17 protein-coding genes are annotated in these 18,596 nt (G+C 42.4%); 8 read left to right on the forward strand and 9 right to left on the reverse strand.

From position 1 onward, the window contains the following. Positions 1 to 86 precede the first annotated feature (86 nt). Both Q4546_RS15900 and Q4546_RS15905 read right to left on the reverse strand, forming a co-directional pair. Positions 87 to 3,260 carry a DUF3427 domain-containing protein gene (locus Q4546_RS15900; protein ID WP_303446594.1) on the reverse strand — a complete coding sequence of 1,058 codons (3,174 nt, stop codon included), beginning with the start codon at positions 3,258 to 3,260 and terminating at the stop codon, positions 87 to 89. Between the two features lie 290 nt (positions 3,261 to 3,550). After that, complete coding sequence (locus Q4546_RS15905; protein WP_102440189.1) at positions 3,551 to 4,414, reverse strand: YicC/YloC family endoribonuclease; 864 nt, start codon at positions 4,412 to 4,414, stop codon at positions 3,551 to 3,553. A gap of 304 nt (positions 4,415 to 4,718) precedes the next feature. Here Q4546_RS15905 and lgt point away from each other — a divergent pair, with 304 nt between their 5' ends. After that, entirely contained in the window at positions 4,719 to 5,501 is a 783-nt protein-coding gene (lgt, locus tag Q4546_RS15910; RefSeq protein ID WP_102520343.1) for a prolipoprotein diacylglyceryl transferase, read from the forward strand. A gap of 165 nt (positions 5,502 to 5,666) precedes the next feature. Here lgt and Q4546_RS15915 read toward each other — a convergent pair whose 3' ends face one another. Next, positions 5,667 to 6,731 (reverse strand): 2-dehydropantoate 2-reductase, encoded by a 1,065-nt coding sequence (locus tag Q4546_RS15915; protein ID WP_102520342.1) that lies wholly within the window; start codon positions 6,729 to 6,731, stop codon positions 5,667 to 5,669. A 156-nt stretch (positions 6,732 to 6,887) separates the two neighbouring features. Here Q4546_RS15915 and rph point away from each other — a divergent pair, with 156 nt between their 5' ends. Together rph and pyrE are read left to right on the forward strand one after the other, a co-directional pair. Beyond that, positions 6,888 to 7,601, forward strand: a complete 714-nt coding sequence (gene rph / locus Q4546_RS15920; protein ID WP_102440192.1) for a ribonuclease PH — start codon at positions 6,888 to 6,890, stop codon at positions 7,599 to 7,601. Between the two features lie 83 nt (positions 7,602 to 7,684). Continuing rightward, the gene (pyrE, locus tag Q4546_RS15925; RefSeq protein ID WP_303412469.1) at positions 7,685 to 8,326 is read left to right on the forward strand and encodes an orotate phosphoribosyltransferase; all 642 of its coding nucleotides are present in this window, start codon (positions 7,685 to 7,687) and stop codon (positions 8,324 to 8,326) included. A gap of 95 nt (positions 8,327 to 8,421) precedes the next feature. On the opposite strand, the gene folE is transcribed toward pyrE, so the two are convergent. From folE to coaBC, 5 genes are all read right to left on the reverse strand, one after another. Beyond that, positions 8,422 to 9,075, reverse strand: coding sequence for a GTP cyclohydrolase I FolE (folE, locus tag Q4546_RS15930; RefSeq protein ID WP_303412471.1), 654 nt, complete (start codon positions 9,073 to 9,075; stop codon positions 8,422 to 8,424). 189 nt (positions 9,076 to 9,264) lie between these two features. Further along, a complete protein-coding gene (locus Q4546_RS15935) occupies positions 9,265 to 11,235 on the reverse strand; it encodes a S9 family peptidase (RefSeq protein ID WP_303446595.1) in 1,971 nt (656 codons plus the stop codon). Between the two features lie 185 nt (positions 11,236 to 11,420). Further along, positions 11,421 to 12,014, reverse strand: a complete 594-nt coding sequence (gene slmA / locus Q4546_RS15940; RefSeq protein ID WP_076538032.1) for a nucleoid occlusion factor SlmA — start codon at positions 12,012 to 12,014, stop codon at positions 11,421 to 11,423. A gap of 34 nt (positions 12,015 to 12,048) precedes the next feature. Beyond that, a complete protein-coding gene (gene dut, locus Q4546_RS15945) occupies positions 12,049 to 12,507 on the reverse strand; it encodes a dUTP diphosphatase (protein ID WP_076538029.1) in 459 nt (152 codons plus the stop codon). Continuing rightward, a complete protein-coding gene (coaBC, locus tag Q4546_RS15950; protein ID WP_102476564.1) occupies positions 12,504 to 13,703 on the reverse strand; it encodes a bifunctional phosphopantothenoylcysteine decarboxylase/phosphopantothenate--cysteine ligase CoaBC in 1,200 nt (399 codons plus the stop codon). The genes dut and coaBC overlap by 4 nt, the downstream gene beginning before the upstream one ends. A gap of 226 nt (positions 13,704 to 13,929) precedes the next feature. Here coaBC and radC point away from each other — a divergent pair, with 226 nt between their 5' ends. The 5 genes from radC to Q4546_RS15975 all read left to right on the forward strand — a co-directional run bounded on the left by radC (position 13,930) and on the right by Q4546_RS15975 (position 17,610). Then, positions 13,930 to 14,607: a DNA repair protein RadC gene (radC, locus tag Q4546_RS15955; protein ID WP_102440196.1), complete on the forward strand. Its 678-nt coding sequence runs from the start codon at positions 13,930 to 13,932 to the stop codon at positions 14,605 to 14,607. A gap of 122 nt (positions 14,608 to 14,729) precedes the next feature. Continuing rightward, the gene (gene rpmB, locus Q4546_RS15960; protein WP_055025225.1) at positions 14,730 to 14,966 is read left to right on the forward strand and encodes a 50S ribosomal protein L28; all 237 of its coding nucleotides are present in this window, start codon (positions 14,730 to 14,732) and stop codon (positions 14,964 to 14,966) included. A 6-nt stretch (positions 14,967 to 14,972) separates the two neighbouring features. After that, on the forward strand, positions 14,973 to 15,146 hold the full coding sequence (rpmG, locus tag Q4546_RS15965; RefSeq protein WP_011494790.1) for a 50S ribosomal protein L33: 174 nt from the start codon (positions 14,973 to 14,975) through the stop codon (positions 15,144 to 15,146). Positions 15,147 to 15,541: 395 nt separating this feature from the next. After that, the gene (argA, locus tag Q4546_RS15970; protein WP_102440197.1) at positions 15,542 to 16,867 is read left to right on the forward strand and encodes an amino-acid N-acetyltransferase; all 1,326 of its coding nucleotides are present in this window, start codon (positions 15,542 to 15,544) and stop codon (positions 16,865 to 16,867) included. A 218-nt stretch (positions 16,868 to 17,085) separates the two neighbouring features. Next, a complete protein-coding gene (locus Q4546_RS15975; RefSeq protein ID WP_102440198.1) occupies positions 17,086 to 17,610 on the forward strand; it encodes a PH domain-containing protein in 525 nt (174 codons plus the stop codon). Positions 17,611 to 17,624: 14 nt separating this feature from the next. On the opposite strand, the gene rarD is transcribed toward Q4546_RS15975, so the two are convergent. After that, positions 17,625 to 18,521: an EamA family transporter RarD gene (gene rarD / locus Q4546_RS15980; RefSeq protein WP_102476562.1), complete on the reverse strand. Its 897-nt coding sequence runs from the start codon at positions 18,519 to 18,521 to the stop codon at positions 17,625 to 17,627. Between the last annotated feature and the right edge of the window lie 75 nt (positions 18,522 to 18,596).

The following is an 18,596-nucleotide window of genomic DNA, read 5'->3' on the forward strand; positions in this document are numbered from 1 at the left end:
CTTGATTATGCTTGATTATGCTTGATTATGCTTGATTATGCTTGATTATGCTTGATTATGCTTGATTATGCTTGATTATGCTTGATTTAACCCACAGCGAGTTTAGCGGTTTGATGCCATAAATAGGCTGGCATAGGGTGTTTCAGTTTCCATGTGATATTCATCGGTTGACTACCTTCATATTTCACAAAATCGATAGGGCCAAAGTTAACAAACCCCATGGTTCTGCCGTGTTGATCCTTAGCTTGTTCTCTGACAAATAAAATGAATGTTTTACCGTTTTTACTTTGGTTTATATAACTCAAACCTCGGCCTGAACATGGTTTGGAACTATTTTGGGTTTGCCAATGAAACAGGGTCGGGCTAATCGCATAATCATGATACATGGTGGTTGCTGAGAATTGTTTTTCACATTTATTTAAAGTAACAAATAGCAGCGCAACATTGGAATTTGGTATATCTAAAATACCTTCACGGCTTGATGATTTTTTATCGAAAGTACTGTCACCAAAAGCCACTAGAATATGCTCTTTTGGGTAACGAACATGCATTTTTAATGGTGACGTATCTACCACTGAATTATTAACCACTTGCATAGAGAATTCATTTACTTCAAGTCTTTCTATAAGTAGAGACATGACTTGGCTCAACTCATCTTGTAAGCTTTGATTTTGTAAGGCCAACAGGCTGTCTTTCAGAGTGTTAAATCCAGCGCTTTTACCTGTTTTATCCCAAAAATCATAATGGCACATTAGTGCTAAAAGTCGCTCGTTGGTTGAATGATTATGGAAGTTACTTTCACAGAGCGCTTTTACAAAGCGTAAATAGGAAATAGATGAACAGCTCAATAAGCGATTCTTAATCGCACGATAATAGGCTTCATAAATTGTTTTGCTATCTGGCGATACTTCTTCTCCTTTACTCAATGCCAGCAATACAGTCCATCCTCCTAATTTGTCATGTTTAACTTTGTAAATGTCTTCTAGGCTTATATTTGGGTGGATATGCAAGAAGTTAATCAAGGTTAAAGGCAGGTTGGTCACATGCGGGTAATTGATGATTAAGCTAATAAGCTTATTTTTATTGAGGGTAGCTTGGGTAATATTTTTAAGGATCATGGATTGAGTTTTTTCTTGTAACTCAATGCGGCAGCCTAAAGGTAAATGCGGAAAACCCTGCTTTATTTCTTTAGCGATCGGCTGATTAGTTTTACCCACTAATGCTCTAAATTTATGGGAAAAATCATACTCAGGTCGTGAGTTACCTACAAAGTCTAAAATGGTGCAGCATTCTTTATCATTAGTTAATCGTAAGCCGCGACCCAGTTGCTGCAAAAATATAGTTAAACTTTCAGTAGGGCGTAAAAAAAGCAAGGTGTCTAACTCGGGAATATCGACCCCCTCATTAAAGATATCAACCACAAACAAGACATTTATTTGCTTTAATTTTAACTGCTGTTGCAACACTTCACGGTCGTTACTGTTATCGCTAGTTAATACGCCACAAGCAATATTATGTAAGGTAAACTTTTGCGCCATGAACTTTGCGTGAGCTTTACTAACGCAAAATGCCAACGCCCGCATTTGGGTTATATCTGTCATTATCTCGTCAAGACTTTGCAATATCCGCTGTAGGCGTTGATCGTTATAAGTATAGAGGTGGGTCAATTCGGCAATATCATAACGACCTTTTGACCAAGATATTCGTGTTAAGTCGGTGTCATCATCAATAGCAAAATATTGAAATGGCGATAAGTGCCTTTGATTAATGGCCTCTGGTAAGCGAATCTCAGCAGCAATGACATTACAAAAGTCAGTTAAAATATCTGCCCCGTCATTGCGCTCCGGTGTTGCAGTTAAGCCTAATAGAATTTGGGGGGCAAAATGCTGTAATACCGCTCTATAACTACTTGCTGCAATATGATGTACTTCGTCAATGACGATGTAATCAAAGTAATCTTCACTCAACGCTATGCTATCAATTTGATTATTTAGGCTTTGAATAGAGGCAAATAGTTGCTGAAATTGTGTTGGTTTGTGATTACCGACCCATAACTCACCAAAGGCACTATTTTTTAACACGCCACGATATGCCGCTTGGGCTTGTTTTAGTATTTCTTCGCGATGGGCAATAAATAAGAATTTGGCTTCGGGATTATTTTGATAAAAGCGTGCGAAATCAAAAGCTGAAATAATGGTTTTCCCAGTTCCGGTGGCCGCAACAACCAAGTTTCTGTATCTGCCATGTAGCGCTCGTTCAACTTTTAACTTATCCAGAATGGTTTGCTGGTGAGAGTGAGGCTGAATATCAAAATAGAAACTCGGCGCTGTGGTACTGAATTGTCCCTTTGCTGCTTGCAGTGCTACATGCAATTTTTCACGGCTTTCAATGTTACCGTCAAAGTACTCAAAATCAGGTGACTCCCAATAGGTTTCAAAAGTACTTAACGACTTTTCAATGATATGGGGGATTTCTTGAGAAGTGATTTTTAGGTTCCACTCTAAGCCGCTTGTTAACGCTGAATGTGACAGGTTAGAAGAACCAATATAACCGGTGTGAAAGCCCGTGTTACGCATGAATAAATAGGATTTTGCATGCAAACGTTCACGATTGGTGTTGTAGCTAAGTTTAACTTCAGTGTTGGGTAGTGATGCTAGAAACTCAACCGCCTTTGCATCAGTGGCGCCCATATATGAAGTGGTAATAATTTTTAATTGCTTACCGCTGCGAGTAAAAGATTCTAGTTCTTTTTTAAATATTCGAATACCTGCCCACTTTATAAATGAAACTAACCAATAGATTTTGTCAGATGACAGGATCTCTCTTTTAATTTCAGTTTCTAGTGAAACGCCCACATTACTGCCACAAAATAACTCACTCTGCGTGAGACCTGTGATTGGCATTATGGCTTCTACGTGCTTAGGTAAATCAGCTGCAATGGGATTAGATTTATCAAATAGCGCAGTAAGAATCTTTCCTTGGCTATCGATTAAGTTTTCGTTAATTAATTCTTTATCGTGAATATGAGTACTGAGCCACTGAACGATAGCATTAGCTAAATTGATCTGCTGATGAACTCTAGTATCGCTATTGGGAACAGAATCCATGGCGATTTCAATAATGCGGGTTAAAAATCGAGATAAGAATGTGGCCGCTTCAGCGGCTTCCAATGTGCGTTCACCAACATAAAAAGAATCACGATCTAAGTTGTGCTCAACCAACTGGGTAATGAGTTGCTCGTATATACCTGCTTGATTCATTGAAGCTCGTTGTTATCTACTATTTGTCAGCCAGGATAACTTAAATGCCTGTAAAGATGAATGGTGTGAATAATATTAAGGTAATCTTTTAAAAACAGCGGTTTGAATGGATTTTAAGGCAGGGGAAGGCGATAAGGTATACAAACTTACCGCCTATAGCGTGTAAAAGTGATTTTAACGGTTATAGCGTGTGAAATTTGATTGCCTAGACAATGGATAAACACTTATCGGCACAAACACAAAACCCAGCAGATGCTGGGTTTTATTGCGTGCTATAAAAGTAAATCTAATTACTCTACATTCTGGATCTGTTCTCTCATTTGCTCAATCAATACTTTAAGCTCTACCGCTGCTGCAGTGACTTCTGCGCTGATTGATTTAGACGCTAGGGTGTTAGATTCGCGGTTAAATTCTTGCATCATGAAGTCTAAACGGCGGCCTTGTGCGCCACCTTTTTTAAGGATTAAACGCGTTTCAGCAACGTGTGCATCAAGGCGGTCCATTTCTTCTGCGACATCCATTTTTTGTGCAAGCAATACCATTTCTTGTTCCATACGTGCTGGATCAAGTTCGCCGGTGATTTCGGCTAAACGGTTAGTGAGCTTGTCACGTTGCCATTGCATCACGGCTGGCATGTGCTCGCGCACGATGGCCACTTGTTCAACAATTTGGTCTAGGCGGGTTTGCAACATAGTATTGATTGCTTCACCTTCACGGCCGCGAGCTTCGATAAATTGCGCTACAGCGCCATCAAAAGCCACCAGTAAGTCTTTATTGATGTCGCCCATGTCTTGCTCTGCGCCAGACATCACACCAGGCCAGCGTAGAATGTCGGCTAAGTTAAGCTCGCCATGGCTAGATTCTTTCTTTAACCACTCTGCTGCGTTAAGTAGTTGCTTGGCCAAGTCTTGGTTTAGGCGCATTTCACTGCTGCCAGACTCTGATAGTTCATAACGTAAGTTGACCTCAACCTTACCGCGGTTTAAGCGTTTACGTAGGCGATCGCGCAATACTGGCTCTAGGCTACGCATTTGCTCTGGTAAGCGTAAGTAGGTTTCTAAGTAGCGTTGATTGACTGAGCGGATTTCCCACGAGGCTGTGCCCCATTCGGCTTTGTGCTCAATGCGAGCGTAGGCGGTCATACTTTGGATCATTGTGAACCCTGATTAATTAGCAACGTAAATAGTGTGTCGATTATAGTCTGCTGATTGTGAAGGTCAAAGCTTAGCAAGTTTTATCAACTGGCTTTTGAGCTATTTATACTGGTTAGTGTGCAACTTAAGCGGCTTTTATCAGTCACAGCATTGCGATTAAGGTACGAGTGTCGTCTACCTATCATGGAAATAGTCTGCTGTGGTGACCATAGTCATCGAATTAAGCCGATGAATTGTTTATAGTAGCGGCAATTATTTGCTCACGCCTGCTGCGTGAGTGGTTGTTAATGTTTGGAGTAGTCAATTGGACCATTTTGTGTGGAATCTCGACCCAGTATTAATTTCATTTATGGGTTTACAAGTACATTGGTATGGGGCTTTGTTTGCGGTAGCCATTGCCAGTGGTTTTCAAGTTATGAAGCACATGTACAAAAAAGAAGGTTTAGATGTCGCATCGCTAGATAATCTACTGACTTATTGTGTGGTGGGGATTATTGTTGGCGCCCGTTTAGCGCACTGTTTTTTTTACGATCCAAGTTATTATTTTGCCAATCCAATGAAGATTTTGGCCATTTGGGAAGGCGGTTTAGCCAGCCATGGCGGTGGTTTAGGTGCCATTTTAGCGCTTTACTATTACAAGCGTAAAACCGATATGCCGTTTTTGTTTTTACTTGACCGCTTAGCCATTGCGACAGCGATATTTGGCTTTTTTGTACGGATGGCAAACTTTGCCAATTCAGAGATTTTAGGGCTACCGACCACTAAACCGTGGGGCATTATTTTCGAACGTATTGATATGCTGCCGCGCCATCCGGCGCAGTTATATGAGGCCATTAGCTATTTAGTTATCTTTATTGCTTTGTTTGCTGTGTATAAATTTACCAACTTAAAACAAAAGCACGGGGTTATTTTTGGACTGTTCTTGTGTAGCGTATTCAGCGCACGTTGGGCCATCGAAATGGTCAAGGTTAAGCAAGCCGCTTATGCCACAGATTGGACCATGAGTGCAGGGCAATTATTGAGTATTCCATTTTTAGTGGTAGGTGTGGCGCTGTTGGTGCTGCCTATGATTAAAAAGACTAAGTAGATTTAGCGAGACTATTTACGACTATTAATTGTTTTAAGGCGTTAAAAAGCCGAGTTGGTTGCTGCATGCAGTGATGAGCTCGGCTTTTTTGTATCTAGCTGAAAGCAATGCTAGCGGTATATCAGGGCTAACTTTCTGTAAGTGCTGGCGCTATATAGGTGCGAGTTAAGCTCGGATCATGCGGTAAATCTCATCGATACTGATTGTCTTGCCTTGCTCTAATTTTTTAATTCCTGCGACTATGGCGCTGTTTACTGGGGTTGCCACTTGGTGGTTGAGCCCAAGCTTTACGACTGCGCCATTTAGGTAATCAATTTCTGTGGGGCGCTGTGCGTGTATATCTTGCCACATCGATGAACGTGCGTGCGGGTCGATTGCCAACATGGGTTTTGCTATCAAGGTAAATAAGCTATCAGGTAGCGATAAAATCAGCGGTAGCAAGCGGGGTTTAACTTTGGTGAATTGGGCCAGTGGTAAGTGTGCTTGTTTGCAGACCTTAAGCCACTCTTGCATTGCCATGGCCAGCAGTTTTCGGGTTTTGCGCTGGCTTAATTGCTGCTTTATCGGTACATCACATATGGCGTTTAAGGCGTTATTGAGGTTGAGCAGTAATTTACCATTAATAATGGCCGTCATATCGGTTGCTAATGTGCAGCTGATATTTGCCTGTGCATTGTTCATCGCGGTGTCAATGGCGTGAGTTTGCGGGCATGTTTCGAAGGTAAATACCCCTTCAGTGCCTTTATGAAAGCTGGCGTTGTCTTGCTGCAATACATTAAACGGGGTGATGCCCTGAAAGATTTGCCTTACTTGATTGCGGTTTTTAAAGGCTTGCTGAAGGATTTCAAGGCTACCTAGGCCATTTTGCATTAATACGATGGCGCTTTGCTGGGTTGATATTGCTAATAAGTCATCGATGATGCTGGTGAGTTGGTGGCATTTTAGGGTGACAAAGATGACATCGAATTGCGTTATTTGCTCATTATCGCCGCTATTATTATCACTTTTATTACGGCTCTTATTAACAGACTGGTTGATATCGGTCATCAGTGCATCTGGCATGACGCGTTGATCTAAGCCTTGATAGTCGGTAAGCCGAATACCGTTATTTTCAATAATGCTGTGTTTAATCCGTGGCCGGCAAATAACACTGACATCAAGCTTAGCGAGCTTGAGTTCGCCTGCTAAAAAACAGCCTGTTGAGCCGGCACCAAAGATGGCAATTTTCATGTGTCTCACATCATTTAAACAATATTTAATCCCTCAGTGTGCCGTTTTGTTAATAAAAATCCAATAAGGGTTTTGTTAAGCGTGGCATCCACTGAAACAAGTCACTATAATATGCTGCGAAATTAAGTCATCAATTCCACACTATAGGAAATGCATATGCGTCCAAGCGACAGAACACCTGCACAATCTCGTCCAGTTACGATTACTCGTCAATTTACAGCTCACGCTGAAGGTTCGGTGTTGGTTGAATTTGGTGACACAAAAGTTTTATGTACTGCCAGTTTTGAAGAAGGCGTACCACGTTTTCTTAAAGGCCAAGGCCAAGGCTGGGTAACTGCTGAATACGGTATGCTTCCGCGTTCGACTCATAGCCGTATGCAACGTGAAGCTGCACGTGGTAAGCAGTCTGGTCGTACTCAAGAAATCCAACGTTTAATCGGCCGTTCATTACGTGCTGCTGTAGACATGAAAGCATTGGGTGAAAACACTATCGTTATCGATTGTGATGTGATTCAAGCTGATGGCGGTACTCGTACTGCTGCAATTACTGGTGCCTGTGTTGCATTAGTAGACGCATTAAACTGGGCGCGTGGTAAAGGCATTTTAAAAACTAACCCGCTTAAGTTCCTTATTGCTGCTGTTAGTGTTGGTATTTATAAAGGTGAGCCAATCTGCGATTTAGAATATATCGAAGATAGCGCTGCTGAAACTGACATGAACGTTGTTATGACAGAAACCGGTAAGATGATTGAGATCCAAGGTACTGCTGAAGGCGAGCCATTCAGTCATGAAGAGCTATTAAGCTTACTTGAGTTAGCCAAGCACGGCATCCGCGAAATCGTGGACATTCAGAAAGCGGCATTAAGCTAAAAATTGATTTGAATTAAGGGCCCATTAGGGCCCTTTTTTAAAATGTATTCTACAAAAAATGATAACAGTATAAAGGAGATAATGTGAAAGCATATCAACGTGAGTTTATTGAATTTGCGCTTGAGCGTCAGGTATTACGCTTTGGTGAGTTTACCTTAAAATCAGGCCGTACTAGCCCATACTTTTTTAATGCGGGTTTATTCAATACGGGTCGTGATTTAGCACGTCTTGGTCGCTTTTATGCTGCTGCATTAGTTGATTCTGGTATCGATTACGATTTAGTGTTTGGCCCTGCTTATAAGGGCATTCCAATTGCAACGACCACAGTGGTTGCCTTGTGCGATCATCATGATAAAGATGTGCCATATTGCTTTAACCGTAAAGAGGCGAAAACTCATGGTGAAGGCGGCTCATTAGTGGGTAGTGAACTTGCTGGCAAAGTGATGTTAGTGGATGATGTGATCACCGCGGGCACCGCAATTCGTGAATCGATGGAAATCATTGAAGCCCATGATGCAAGCCTTGCAGGCGTATTGATTGCCCTAGACAGACAAGAAAAAGGCAAAGGCGAGTTATCAGCTATTCAAGAAGTTGAGCGTGACTTTGGCTGTGACATCGTGTCTATCGTTAAGCTGTCTGACTTGATCAGCTACTTATCTGAAAAACCAGGTATGGAAAAAGAGCTAGCGTCAGTGAGTGCTTACCGCGAGCAATACGGTATTTAATCCGTCTTCACTTAAAGCTAAAAGCAAAAGCCAGTCATATGACTGGCTTTTTTGATTCTGTTGTTTGGCAATGCTACCAATTTATACCGAGCAAATTAGCACTTAGATTGATGTAAAAACTCAGCGCGGGTAGCAGGGTTTGATTTAAAAATCCCGCCTAATGCAGTGGTGGTGGTTGAGCTAGTTGAGTCCATAACGCCGCGAGATTTAACACAGTAATGCACCGCATCCATTTTTACCGCCACATCTTTGGTTTCAAGCAAGGTTTGCAGGGCAACCAGCACTTGCTGAGTCAGTCTTTCTTGTACTTGTGGACGCTGGGCAAAGAAGCGCACGATGCGGTTAATCTTCGACAGGCCAATAATCTTAGTACGGGGCAGATAAGCAACTGTAGCAAAGCCATCAATGGTCACTAAGTGATGCTCACAGGTGCTGGTGAGGCTGATGTCTTGCACTCGCACCATTTCATCAACGCCCATCTTATTATCGATGACAGTGATTTTAGGGAAGTTTTGGTAATCAAGGCCGGAGAAGATTTCATCGACATACATTTTGGCAATACGGCGTGGGGTGTCCATCAAGCTATCATCCGATAAATCCAGCGACATTAATGTCAGGATTTCTTTCATATGATGCTCAATTTTCTGCTTACGCTCTTCTGCTGTGTAAGTTTGAGGCAGCATTGGGGTTTCAAGCCCTTGTTCAGTTAGTGCTGCTTTAACTTTCAACGCGGCTTCACTTAGTGCCATCTTATCCTCCAACCACAGGGGTAATACTTAATGAGTGTATGCTAAAAATGACGTTAACGCTTTATGGGCAAGCGCTGCATCAAAGATCAGGGACGGGATAATAACGTGATTTAGGTCAAATTAATATTATTGAAATAAAAAAAGCCGACCTTTTTAGTCAAGTATCGGCTTTGGTGTGAGGCGACAAAATTACAACTTGAGATTATCTTTCAAAAAACTCAACATCTTATTGTAGTATTTGGCTCTATGTTCATCATTATAAAAGCCATGACCCTCATCATCCATGACTAGTTTTTGATAAGGGTATTTGTGCTGCTTTAAGCCTTTTTCTAATGACTCTAACTGCTCAATGGGTGCTCTCTCATCATTGCCGCCATGAACGAGTAATAAGCTGGCTTTAAGCTTATCGGTATTAAAGGCGGGTGACATGGCTTTAAGTTGTTGAGGGTTTTCCCCAAGCACATCTTTTAAATAGCTAGTGCCACTTCGAGATTCTTGTACATCACCTTCTTCAAACATCATTTCTAAATCGTAAACACCGGCAAAGCCAATGGCGCACTTGAATAAATCAGGCTCAATAATGGCACTTTGTAGGGCGCTGTAGCCGCCAAAACTGCCGCCCACAATACAAATGCGATCTTTATCTGCAAAACCTTGGTCAACTACATATTTGGTGCCATCAATGATGTCGTATTGAATCTCAGAGCCCCACTTTTGATAACCATCTTGTTGAAATTGTCCACCAAAACCACCTGAACCTCGAAAGTTAACCTGTAATACCGCCATGCCTTGATTCGCCAGTAACTGATTTTGTGGGTCAAAACCCCAATTGTCGCGGATATAATGTGGGCCGCCATGGGGGTTAACAATCAGTGGTAGGTTTTTGGCTTCTTTACCTGCGGGCAAGGTGAGGTAACCAGAAATCGTTTTGCCATCACGACTGGTGAAGCTGATAGGTTTCACTTCAGCCATGGCATCAGGGTCTAGCCAGCTTTTTTCAGACAAAAGATATTCAAGTTTGGTGTTTTCGGTATCAAATAAGTAGTAATCACCAGGGTTGCGATCGTTGAAGGCTTTAATGATAGCGAGTTTAGCGTCGTTAGTTTCACTGACTATTTGGATTTGATGTCCAGGTAGTGATGCCAGCAATTGTTTAACTAGTTTGGAGTGGGGATCTTGTTTATCTACAAAGGCATAAGTTGGATATCCGCTATCGAATTCGACGGCATAAAGCTGTTTGGTTTTTTTATTAATCCAATAGTTGCTTGGGTCAACATCTTCATCTTGAACAACCAGTTGCTTTTCGCCGCTAGTTAAATCAATTTTATACACCCCCAAGGTGTGATTGTCTTCTCTGCCTGCGGCAAAAATGGTGTCAGGGTTATTGGCGAATGAAATGGGATAAAAATCAGTCAAACCAAGATTAAGCTTGCTACTGTTCAGCCAATCGCCTTCATGGCGATAAAATATTTGGGTTTTATTTTGACTATCGATACCAGCTACAAATTTTACTTCGCCTGTATGATTGGTTAAAAAGCTAGCTTTACCTATGGGAGAGGTAACGATTTTGCGTCTTTTACCAGTATAGAGATCGACACGATATACATCTTGAAGGCTATCATAACCTCTCGAAAGCGCACTGCTCCATGGTATCGCATTGACCAGCATGTGTTTATTGTTTTCTGGCATTGGATCAAGTATGAATGCAGTGGCATTAATAGCGGTGTTTTTCTTTATATGGGAACCGGTTTGTTGCTCGCCACTGTTATAGCCAAATAAGTATTTTTTGCGTGAGCCATCAGCGTTAATAGCAAATAATTCGCCATAATATTGTGGAATGTCGGACCAACCTTTTAAATAGACTTTTTGTAGCACAATACGTTCATGGTTTGCCCATACATAATTGCCGACTTCGGCATTACCTGGAAAGTTGAGCGCATTGAGCAGCTTTTTGGTTTTTGTTTCTAAAATAACTAAGGTTTTTTTGCCATTGTGGCTAGTTAATGCACTGAGGTAATCACCTTCTGGAGAAATTTTGACATCGCTAAACTTTGCCCCTTTACTGAAAAGGCTCGCATCAGATAATGATGCCGCATGAGATATTGAGGGAATAAAGGCCAGCAGACAGGCTGCAATAACAGCAGTGTGTTTCATAAACATCCTTGTTAATTTTTGTAGTGGTAATATTTATCGATAGCTATCGATAAACTAAAGCCAAAGTACGACATTTAATTAACAAATACAATTTATCGGCAATAAAAAACGCACCGAAGTGCGTTTTAGATATGTTGTTGTTTTGTGTTAATTCAACGACCATAATAAGCGATATTAACAATGCTAATAGGTTAGCTTCTCAACAGTTGCTGCTGAATAAACTGCCACTGTTCATCGAAGTGCTTAGTGGGCTTTTGTTTGAACTCACTACGCACAAACTGAGCGATTCTCCCTTCTGCTACTGCAAGCAGTAGGTTGGCAAGTATGGCTTCGTCGATATTAAAACCTTTGCCTTCACGGAGGGTTTTTTCACGCAGTATTTGTTTGATTTGGGTTTCAATTTTGGCAAACAGTGCGCTAATGCGGCTGCGTAAACGTTCATTTTCACCTAAAAGTGCATCACCATTGAGCACCCGTGAGATCCCCGGGTTACGCTCTGAAAACACCAGTAAGAGTTGCAGTACCAGCTCACAACGTTTCATGGTGTCTTTTTCTTCATCCATGATGATATTCAAGCGCGATAAAATCGCATCTTCAATAAACTCGATCAAGCCTTCAAACATTCTCGCTTTACTTGGGAAGTGGCGATATAACGCCGCTTCTGAAACACCAACTTCAGCTGCCAACTTAGCAGTGGTAATACGTTGACCAGGGCTGGTTTCCAGCATATGCGCAAGGCACTGTAAAATGTGCTCACGACGATTTATTTTTGGGCTAGCCGCCATTATTTATTCCTAGGATTGTGACTACTTGTAAAGGTTATTTGGTGCCAGAATGACCAAATCCACCTTCACCACGTTCTGAGGTATCAAACTCATCGACTAAGGTAAACTGCGCCTGTACTACAGGCACAAAAACTAACTGCGCTAAACGATCGCCTATTTCGATGCTGTAGGCTTTATCGCTGCGGTTCCAGCAAGACACCATTAAGGGGCCTTGGTAGTCTGAATCAATTAAGCCGACTAAATTGCCTAATACGATGCCATGTTTATGACCTAAGCCTGAGCGAGGCAAGATCACGGCAGCTAAGCTTGGATCGGCAACATGTACAGCTATGCCAGTTGGGATTAATACGGTTTCACCTGGCTCGATAACCATAGTGGTATCAATCATGGCACGTAAGTCCATACCTGCACTGCCTGGGGTGGCATAAGCAGGTAAAGGAAACTCGCTGCCAATACGCGAGTCGAGAAGTTTAAGTTCTACAGGTGTTTTCATGATGTTTTAATCTTTGCTGCTATCAAAGTAAGTAATTGCGTTGCCAGTGTCAGTTTGTCTGTTGCGGGCAGTTTTTCACTACCGTCTTTCCAGAACACCTGCAGCGCATTGTTATCGGCGTTAAACCCTAGACCTGCAATTGATACGTCATTGGCAGCAATAAGATCTAATTTTTTGCGTTCAAGCTTGCCACGGGCATATTCTTCTACGTTATCGGTCTCTGCAGCAAAACCTACAGTGAAAGGTCGATTTTTTAGCGCTGAAACGCTGGCTAAGATATCAGGATTGCGAACGAGCGCAAGTTGCATATGCTCAGCCGACTTTTTGATTTTAGATTCAGCGACGGTGGCGATGCGGTAATCGGCCACTGCAGCGCAGCCGATAAAAATAGCTTGGTCTTCAATGTTTTCCATGACGGCATCTAACATCTGTTGTGCTGATTCGACATTGATGCGCTTAACGCCTGAAGGTGTGGCCAGATTAACAGGGCCGCTAATGAGGGTGACTTCAGCGCCCATTTGGGTTGCGGCTGCGGCTAATGAAAAGCCCATTTTACCTGAGCTATGGTTAGAGATGTATCGAACCGGATCGATTGCTTCACGGGTTGGGCCCGCAGTCAGGATCAATTTGTAACCGTTTAATGGTTTTTCAGCTGGGGCGAAATACTGCACCAGTTGCTCAGCAATGGCCAAGGGCTCTTGCATTCGACCTGGGCCGACTTCGCCACAAGCTTGATCGCCACTGGCAGGCCCCCAAACGGTGATGCCTTTACGTTTAATGTTGGCAAGGTTCTCTTGGGTTGCAAGGTTGCGATACATTTGCTGGTTCATGGCTGGGCAAACGATAATTGGCGCTTCAGTAGCAAGGCAGGTGGTGGTTAACAGTTCATCTGCCATACCTGCATTAATACGCGCAATGAGGTTAGCGGTCGCTGGTGCGACGATAACCACATCAGCCCATCTGGCGAGCTCAATATGTCCCATTGCGGCTTCAGCTGCTGGATCGAGTAAATCTGAGGCCACAGGATGACCTGATAGCGCTTGAATTGTCAGTGGGGTAATAAACTCCATGGCGCTTTGGCTCATGACCACACGAACATCAGCACCGCGCTCTTTAAGGCGGCGTATTAAGTCGGCACTTTTATAGGCAGCAATACCACCACCTATGCCTAGAAGGACTTTTTTATTTGTCAGCATGTTTTGCTCAATCCTGCTCATCGCGATATTGCGGCTAAGATATCACAATCTAAATAAGGATGATGATCCGAAATTAAAAATATAGACCATAATGATGTGCTAAGGGTCACAACAACTAAGGGTCACAACTCGCTATTTACAAAAAGTTATTGCTACCCACTATCTATAACTTACTCATACAAGTATGAGTGCCCCCATCACGGATGACATTAAACAAGGAGTGTTTATGGCGATTAAAGACTGGCCTGAAGGAGAAGGGCCAAGAGACAAATTATTACATTTAGGTGCAGGGCATTTATCGGATGCCGAGTTACTGGCGGTTTTACTGCGAAATGGCATAGCAGGTCAAAATGCGGTCGATCTTGCCCGAGATATGATTGGTCAGTTTGGCGGATTAAGGGCTTTATTTTGTGCACCGCGTAGTCAAGTTTGCCAATTGTCGGGTGTTGGGCCGGTAAAATATGCCCAATTACAGGCGGCATCGGAGATTTCTAAGCGAATTTCGCAAGAAAATCTGCGTAGAGGGCAAATTTTGGTAAATCCTGATTTAACTCGGGACTATTTAATGAGACAATTAGCAGACCGATCCTATGAAGTGTTTGCATTACTATTGTTGGATAGCCAACATAGAGTGATTCAATTTGTAGAATTATTCCGCGGAACGATTAATTCTGCATCAGTCTACCCACGTGAAGTGGTGAGCTTGGTGTTGGAAAAAAAAGCTGCGGCAGTCATAGTGTGTCATAATCACCCGTCTGGCATTGCAGAGCCAAGTCAGGCAGATCGGCAAATTACTGACAGATTAAAAAAAGCCTTATCTACTATCGATGTTTCTCTTTTAGATCATATGGTTGTAGGCGATCAGGAGATAGTTTCTTTTGCTGAACGCGGGTGGATAAATTAAACAACGCTTGACCTTATTTTTGTTATCGTGTATAAAATGCGCCCTCTTTGTGCCTCGGGCGACGGCCACACGAGGCACATAAATGCTCGAGCGTTTTAAAATTGTTTTTGGAGAAGATTGACATGTCAAGAGTATGCCAAGTTACTGGCAAGAAGCCTATGGTTGGTAACAACCGTTCGCACGCTAAAAATTCGACTCGTCGTCGTTTTTTACCTAACCTACAAAACCACCGTTTTTGGTTAGAAGAAGAAAAACGCTTCGTGCAACTACGTGTATCTACCAAAGGTATCCGTATCATCGACAAAAAAGGTATTGAAGTTGTTGTTAAAGAACTTCGTGCCCGCGGCGAGAAGGTATAATAGAAAATGGCTAAATCTAAAGGTAATCGTGAGAAGATCAAATTAGTATCTAGTGCTAAAACTGGTCACTTCTACACTACTGAAAAAAATAAGCGTAACATGCCTGAAAAAATGGAAATCAAGAAATTTGATCCAGTTATTCGCCAGCACGTTATGTACAAAGAAGCTAAAATCAAGTAATTGATTTTGTTCTTTTAAAAAAGTCCCTTTATGGGGCTTTTTTTTTGCCTGTCAAAAATGTAATCCAGATCTCCGCGTTATCAATTTCAATCAGTTATGCTTTTCTCTTGCTTTATAAACAACGCCTTACAGTGATAGAGGTCGTTACGCTTATTTTGTCTTCATTATTCACTTATTGACGCTATATTGCCGCCTTATGCATAAACGCCATTTGAACTATTTGGCGGTTATGTGAGCTTATTTACTGCTTTATAGGCACTATTTATGGTCTAAAACTATTACTAATGCGATAAAATGCTTTTAAAGTGAATTTAAATGCAATATTATTGCGTAATTATATTTGTTGGTGGTTTTGTCACTGACTGTTCTGATTGATTATTTGTTTAGGGGTTAATGTGCCTTTAAGAACCACAGAGCTGGTTGATGGTTTCCGCCATTCAGCGCCATACGTTAATGTTCATCGCGGAAAAACCTTTGTTGTCATGCTTGGCGGCGAAGCCCTGCTGCATAATCAATTTAGAGGCATCTTAAACGATGTCGCCTTGTTGCACTCCTTAGGGATTAAAGTGGTGTTGGTCTACGGCGCAAGGCCGCAAATTGATAGCGCCATGCACAGTGCGGGTATTGAACCGAGTTATCACAACGGCGTGCGCATTACTGATGAAGACTCATTAAAAGTGATTAAACAAGTTGCAGGCTCAGTGCAATTTGATATTACAGCAAGGCTGTCAATGAGCCTTGGCAACACCCCAATGCAAAATGCACAAATCAACCTTGTCAGTGGCAACTTTGTTATTGCTCAGCCTTTGGGAGTCGATGACGGGGTGGATTTTTGCCTAACGGGCAAAGTGCGCCGTATTGATACTCAAGGTATTGAACGCCAGCTGGAAAAAAATTGTATTGTATTGATGGGGCCTATTGCGGTTTCTGTCACTGGCGAATGTTTTAACTTAACCGCCGAAGAAGTGGCCACCAAAGTGGCTATAAAGCTTAAAGCCGACAAAATTATTGGTTTTAGTAATACCCACGGCATTTTGGGCAAAGACGGCGAGGTGATTGCTGAGCTGATGCCAAATGGCGCGCAGTCCATCTTGGATGAAATGCAAACGGCGGGTAAATCCTGTGTGGGCACCATGGCATTTTTAAAGGCCAGTATTGATGCTTGTCGTAATGGCATTCCACGTTGTCACTTGGTGAGCTACCTTGAAGATGGCACTTTGCTACAAGAGTTGTTCTCCCGTGAAGGTATTGGTACCCAAATTGTTACTGAAAGCGCTGAGCGCTTAAGACGCGCCACCATTGGCGATATCGGTGGAGTATTAGACCTTATTCGCCCATTAGAGGAGCAAGGGGTGCTAGTGCGCCGCTCCCGTGAGCAGCTAGAAATGGAAATTGAGCAGTTTATGTTGATTGAGCGCGATAGCTTAGTCATTGGCTGCGCGGCGTTATATCCCTTTGAAGAAGACAATGCCGGTGAGTTTGCCTGTTTAGTGGTGCATCAAGACTATCGTGATGCTGACAGAGGCAGTGTGTTGCTGAACAATATTATTGGCCAAGCACGGGTTCGAGGTTATTCGAAACTGTTTGCGTTAACCACCCGCAGTATTCATTGGTTCTTGGAGTTCGGCTTTAATATTGTTGATGTTGAACAACTGCCTAATGCGAAAAAGAAGCTGTATAACTTCCAACGCAATTCAAAAGTTCTGGCGTTAGATTTGTAAGGTTTCTGAAGGCTAAGCCGCTATAGCAATGCCACCGTGGAGGTTACTTTACGGTGGCATTTTTGTGTATTTCAGATGTTAACTCATCATGGTTACTGATTTTTAGGCAAGATTTGGGGTGATAAAACTATGCCGGTCAGCATGTTATGAAGATTATGATAATATTGAAAAATGAATAAAGATGTATCCTTATAAAAACACATCACTAAGTAGGAAAAATGACTGAAATAGCATTAGCAGGATTAAGCAGTCACGGCATGTTCAATTTTGTCGGGGTGCTGGTTGGGTTAGTAGGGCTAACGGCGCTGATTTGGGTAAAGAAATTACCGAGCACTGCGTTGTATGTTAGCTACGGGATTATTTTATTCCTGTTTATGCTGTTCTCATGGACCCTGTATCAAACCAATAATAGCCAGTTGACGCTAAAGCCTGACAATAAGCCTTTGACGTTATCGATCCCCCTTTACAGTCAGGATTTCAACACGGATGAATTACTTTGGCAGCAAGTGAGAGTAGTGGACTTAACAACTGAATTAGAATTAACGCCACAGTGGCGTACAAACGGCATAGGCATTGCCGGATACTCACTAGGATGGTTTACCCTTAAAAACGGCGATAAGGCGCTGGTGTCACTCACAAGGGACGATGCCTTGCTACTGCCAACCACTAGAGGCTATGTAATGCTAGTAACCCTAGAGGATAACGAGGCCGCAATGAAAGCCATTGCGGCAATGAAGCATTGAAAAGGCGATAGCTATTAGCTTTGCTTTAAACGGCGACGGCGCTGCAGCGCCATATCAGCGGTAAACAACACTAATGCACTCCAAATAAAGCCAAATGTGACCCCTTTTTCAATATCAAAAGGCTCTTTGAATAAAAATATTGCCAACATGAACATGATACTTGGGCCAATATACTGGAAAAAACCTAGCATGGATAATGGGATACGAATGGCTGCCCCTGCAAAGCACAATAGTGGAATGGTGGTAACAATACCTGCGGCCACTAAGGTTAAGTTCATTCCAATATCGTTAGTGAGCATATTTGCCGATGCGGTATCAAGCGTTAGGGCTAAATAAGCTAATGCCACAGGCAGTAAAATAGCGGTTTCAACCAATAAACCCGCTTTAGCATCAATGTTGACTTTTTTACGTAATAAACCATAAAAACCAAATGATGCTGCCAGCGCTAAAGACACCAATGGGATAGAGCCAAAGGAGATGAGCTGGATGAGCACCCCGATACAGGCAAGCGCCACCGCAAACCACTGTAATTTTCGTAACCGCTCAGATAAAAATACCATTCCAAGCAATACGTTAAATAGTGGATTAATGAAATAACCTAAACTGGCATCGAGCATGTGGCCGTTGTTGATCGCCCAAATGAAAATCAGCCAATTAAGTGCAATCAGTACCGAGGTCAGCGCCAACACCAGTAATTGTTTTGGCTTTTTCAATAACAGTGTTAGGCGTGAAAATCCGCCAATAAACTGCATTAAAATGATGATAAAGATAAAGGACCACACCACGCGGTGAGCCAAGATTTCGAAGGCTGACACATCAGCCAGTAATTTAAAATACAGTGGTGCTATGCCCCATAAGCAATAAGCACAAATGGCGAGGATAATGCCTTTACGTGTTTCAATATCTTGCATGAATTTCCACAAACAACTGACAAAGAGAGGGCGATTGTAGGTTGCCTTTGCCGATCTCTCAAGCTAATAGCTGGA

Source organism: Shewanella sp. 4_MG-2023 (assembly GCF_030548015.1).
Classification (GTDB): domain Bacteria; phylum Pseudomonadota; class Gammaproteobacteria; order Enterobacterales; family Shewanellaceae; genus Shewanella.

Coding starts and splice junctions, on each gene's coding strand:
- Q4546_RS15975 (WP_102440198.1), top strand. CDS start 17,086: ATGACTGAAATAGCATTAGCAGGATTAAGCAGTCACGGCATGTTCAAT.
- rph (WP_102440192.1), top strand. CDS start 6,888: ATGCGTCCAAGCGACAGAACACCTGCACAATCTCGTCCAGTTACGATT.
- coaBC (WP_102476564.1), bottom strand. CDS start 13,703: ATGCTGACAAATAAAAAAGTCCTTCTAGGCATAGGTGGTGGTATTGCT.
- radC (WP_102440196.1), top strand. CDS start 13,930: ATGGCGATTAAAGACTGGCCTGAAGGAGAAGGGCCAAGAGACAAATTA.
- slmA (WP_076538032.1), bottom strand. CDS start 12,014: ATGGCGGCTAGCCCAAAAATAAATCGTCGTGAGCACATTTTACAGTGC.
- Q4546_RS15905 (WP_102440189.1), bottom strand. CDS start 4,414: ATGATCCAAAGTATGACCGCCTACGCTCGCATTGAGCACAAAGCCGAA.
- rpmG (WP_011494790.1), top strand. CDS start 14,973: ATGGCTAAATCTAAAGGTAATCGTGAGAAGATCAAATTAGTATCTAGT.
- folE (WP_303412471.1), bottom strand. CDS start 9,075: ATGGCACTAAGTGAAGCCGCGTTGAAAGTTAAAGCAGCACTAACTGAA.
- rpmB (WP_055025225.1), top strand. CDS start 14,730: ATGTCAAGAGTATGCCAAGTTACTGGCAAGAAGCCTATGGTTGGTAAC.
- Q4546_RS15915 (WP_102520342.1), bottom strand. CDS start 6,731: ATGAAAATTGCCATCTTTGGTGCCGGCTCAACAGGCTGTTTTTTAGCA.
- dut (WP_076538029.1), bottom strand. CDS start 12,507: ATGAAAACACCTGTAGAACTTAAACTTCTCGACTCGCGTATTGGCAGC.
- Q4546_RS15935 (WP_303446595.1), bottom strand. CDS start 11,235: ATGTTTATGAAACACACTGCTGTTATTGCAGCCTGTCTGCTGGCCTTT.
- rarD (WP_102476562.1), bottom strand. CDS start 18,521: ATGCAAGATATTGAAACACGTAAAGGCATTATCCTCGCCATTTGTGCT.
- Q4546_RS15900 (WP_303446594.1), bottom strand. CDS start 3,260: ATGAATCAAGCAGGTATATACGAGCAACTCATTACCCAGTTGGTTGAG.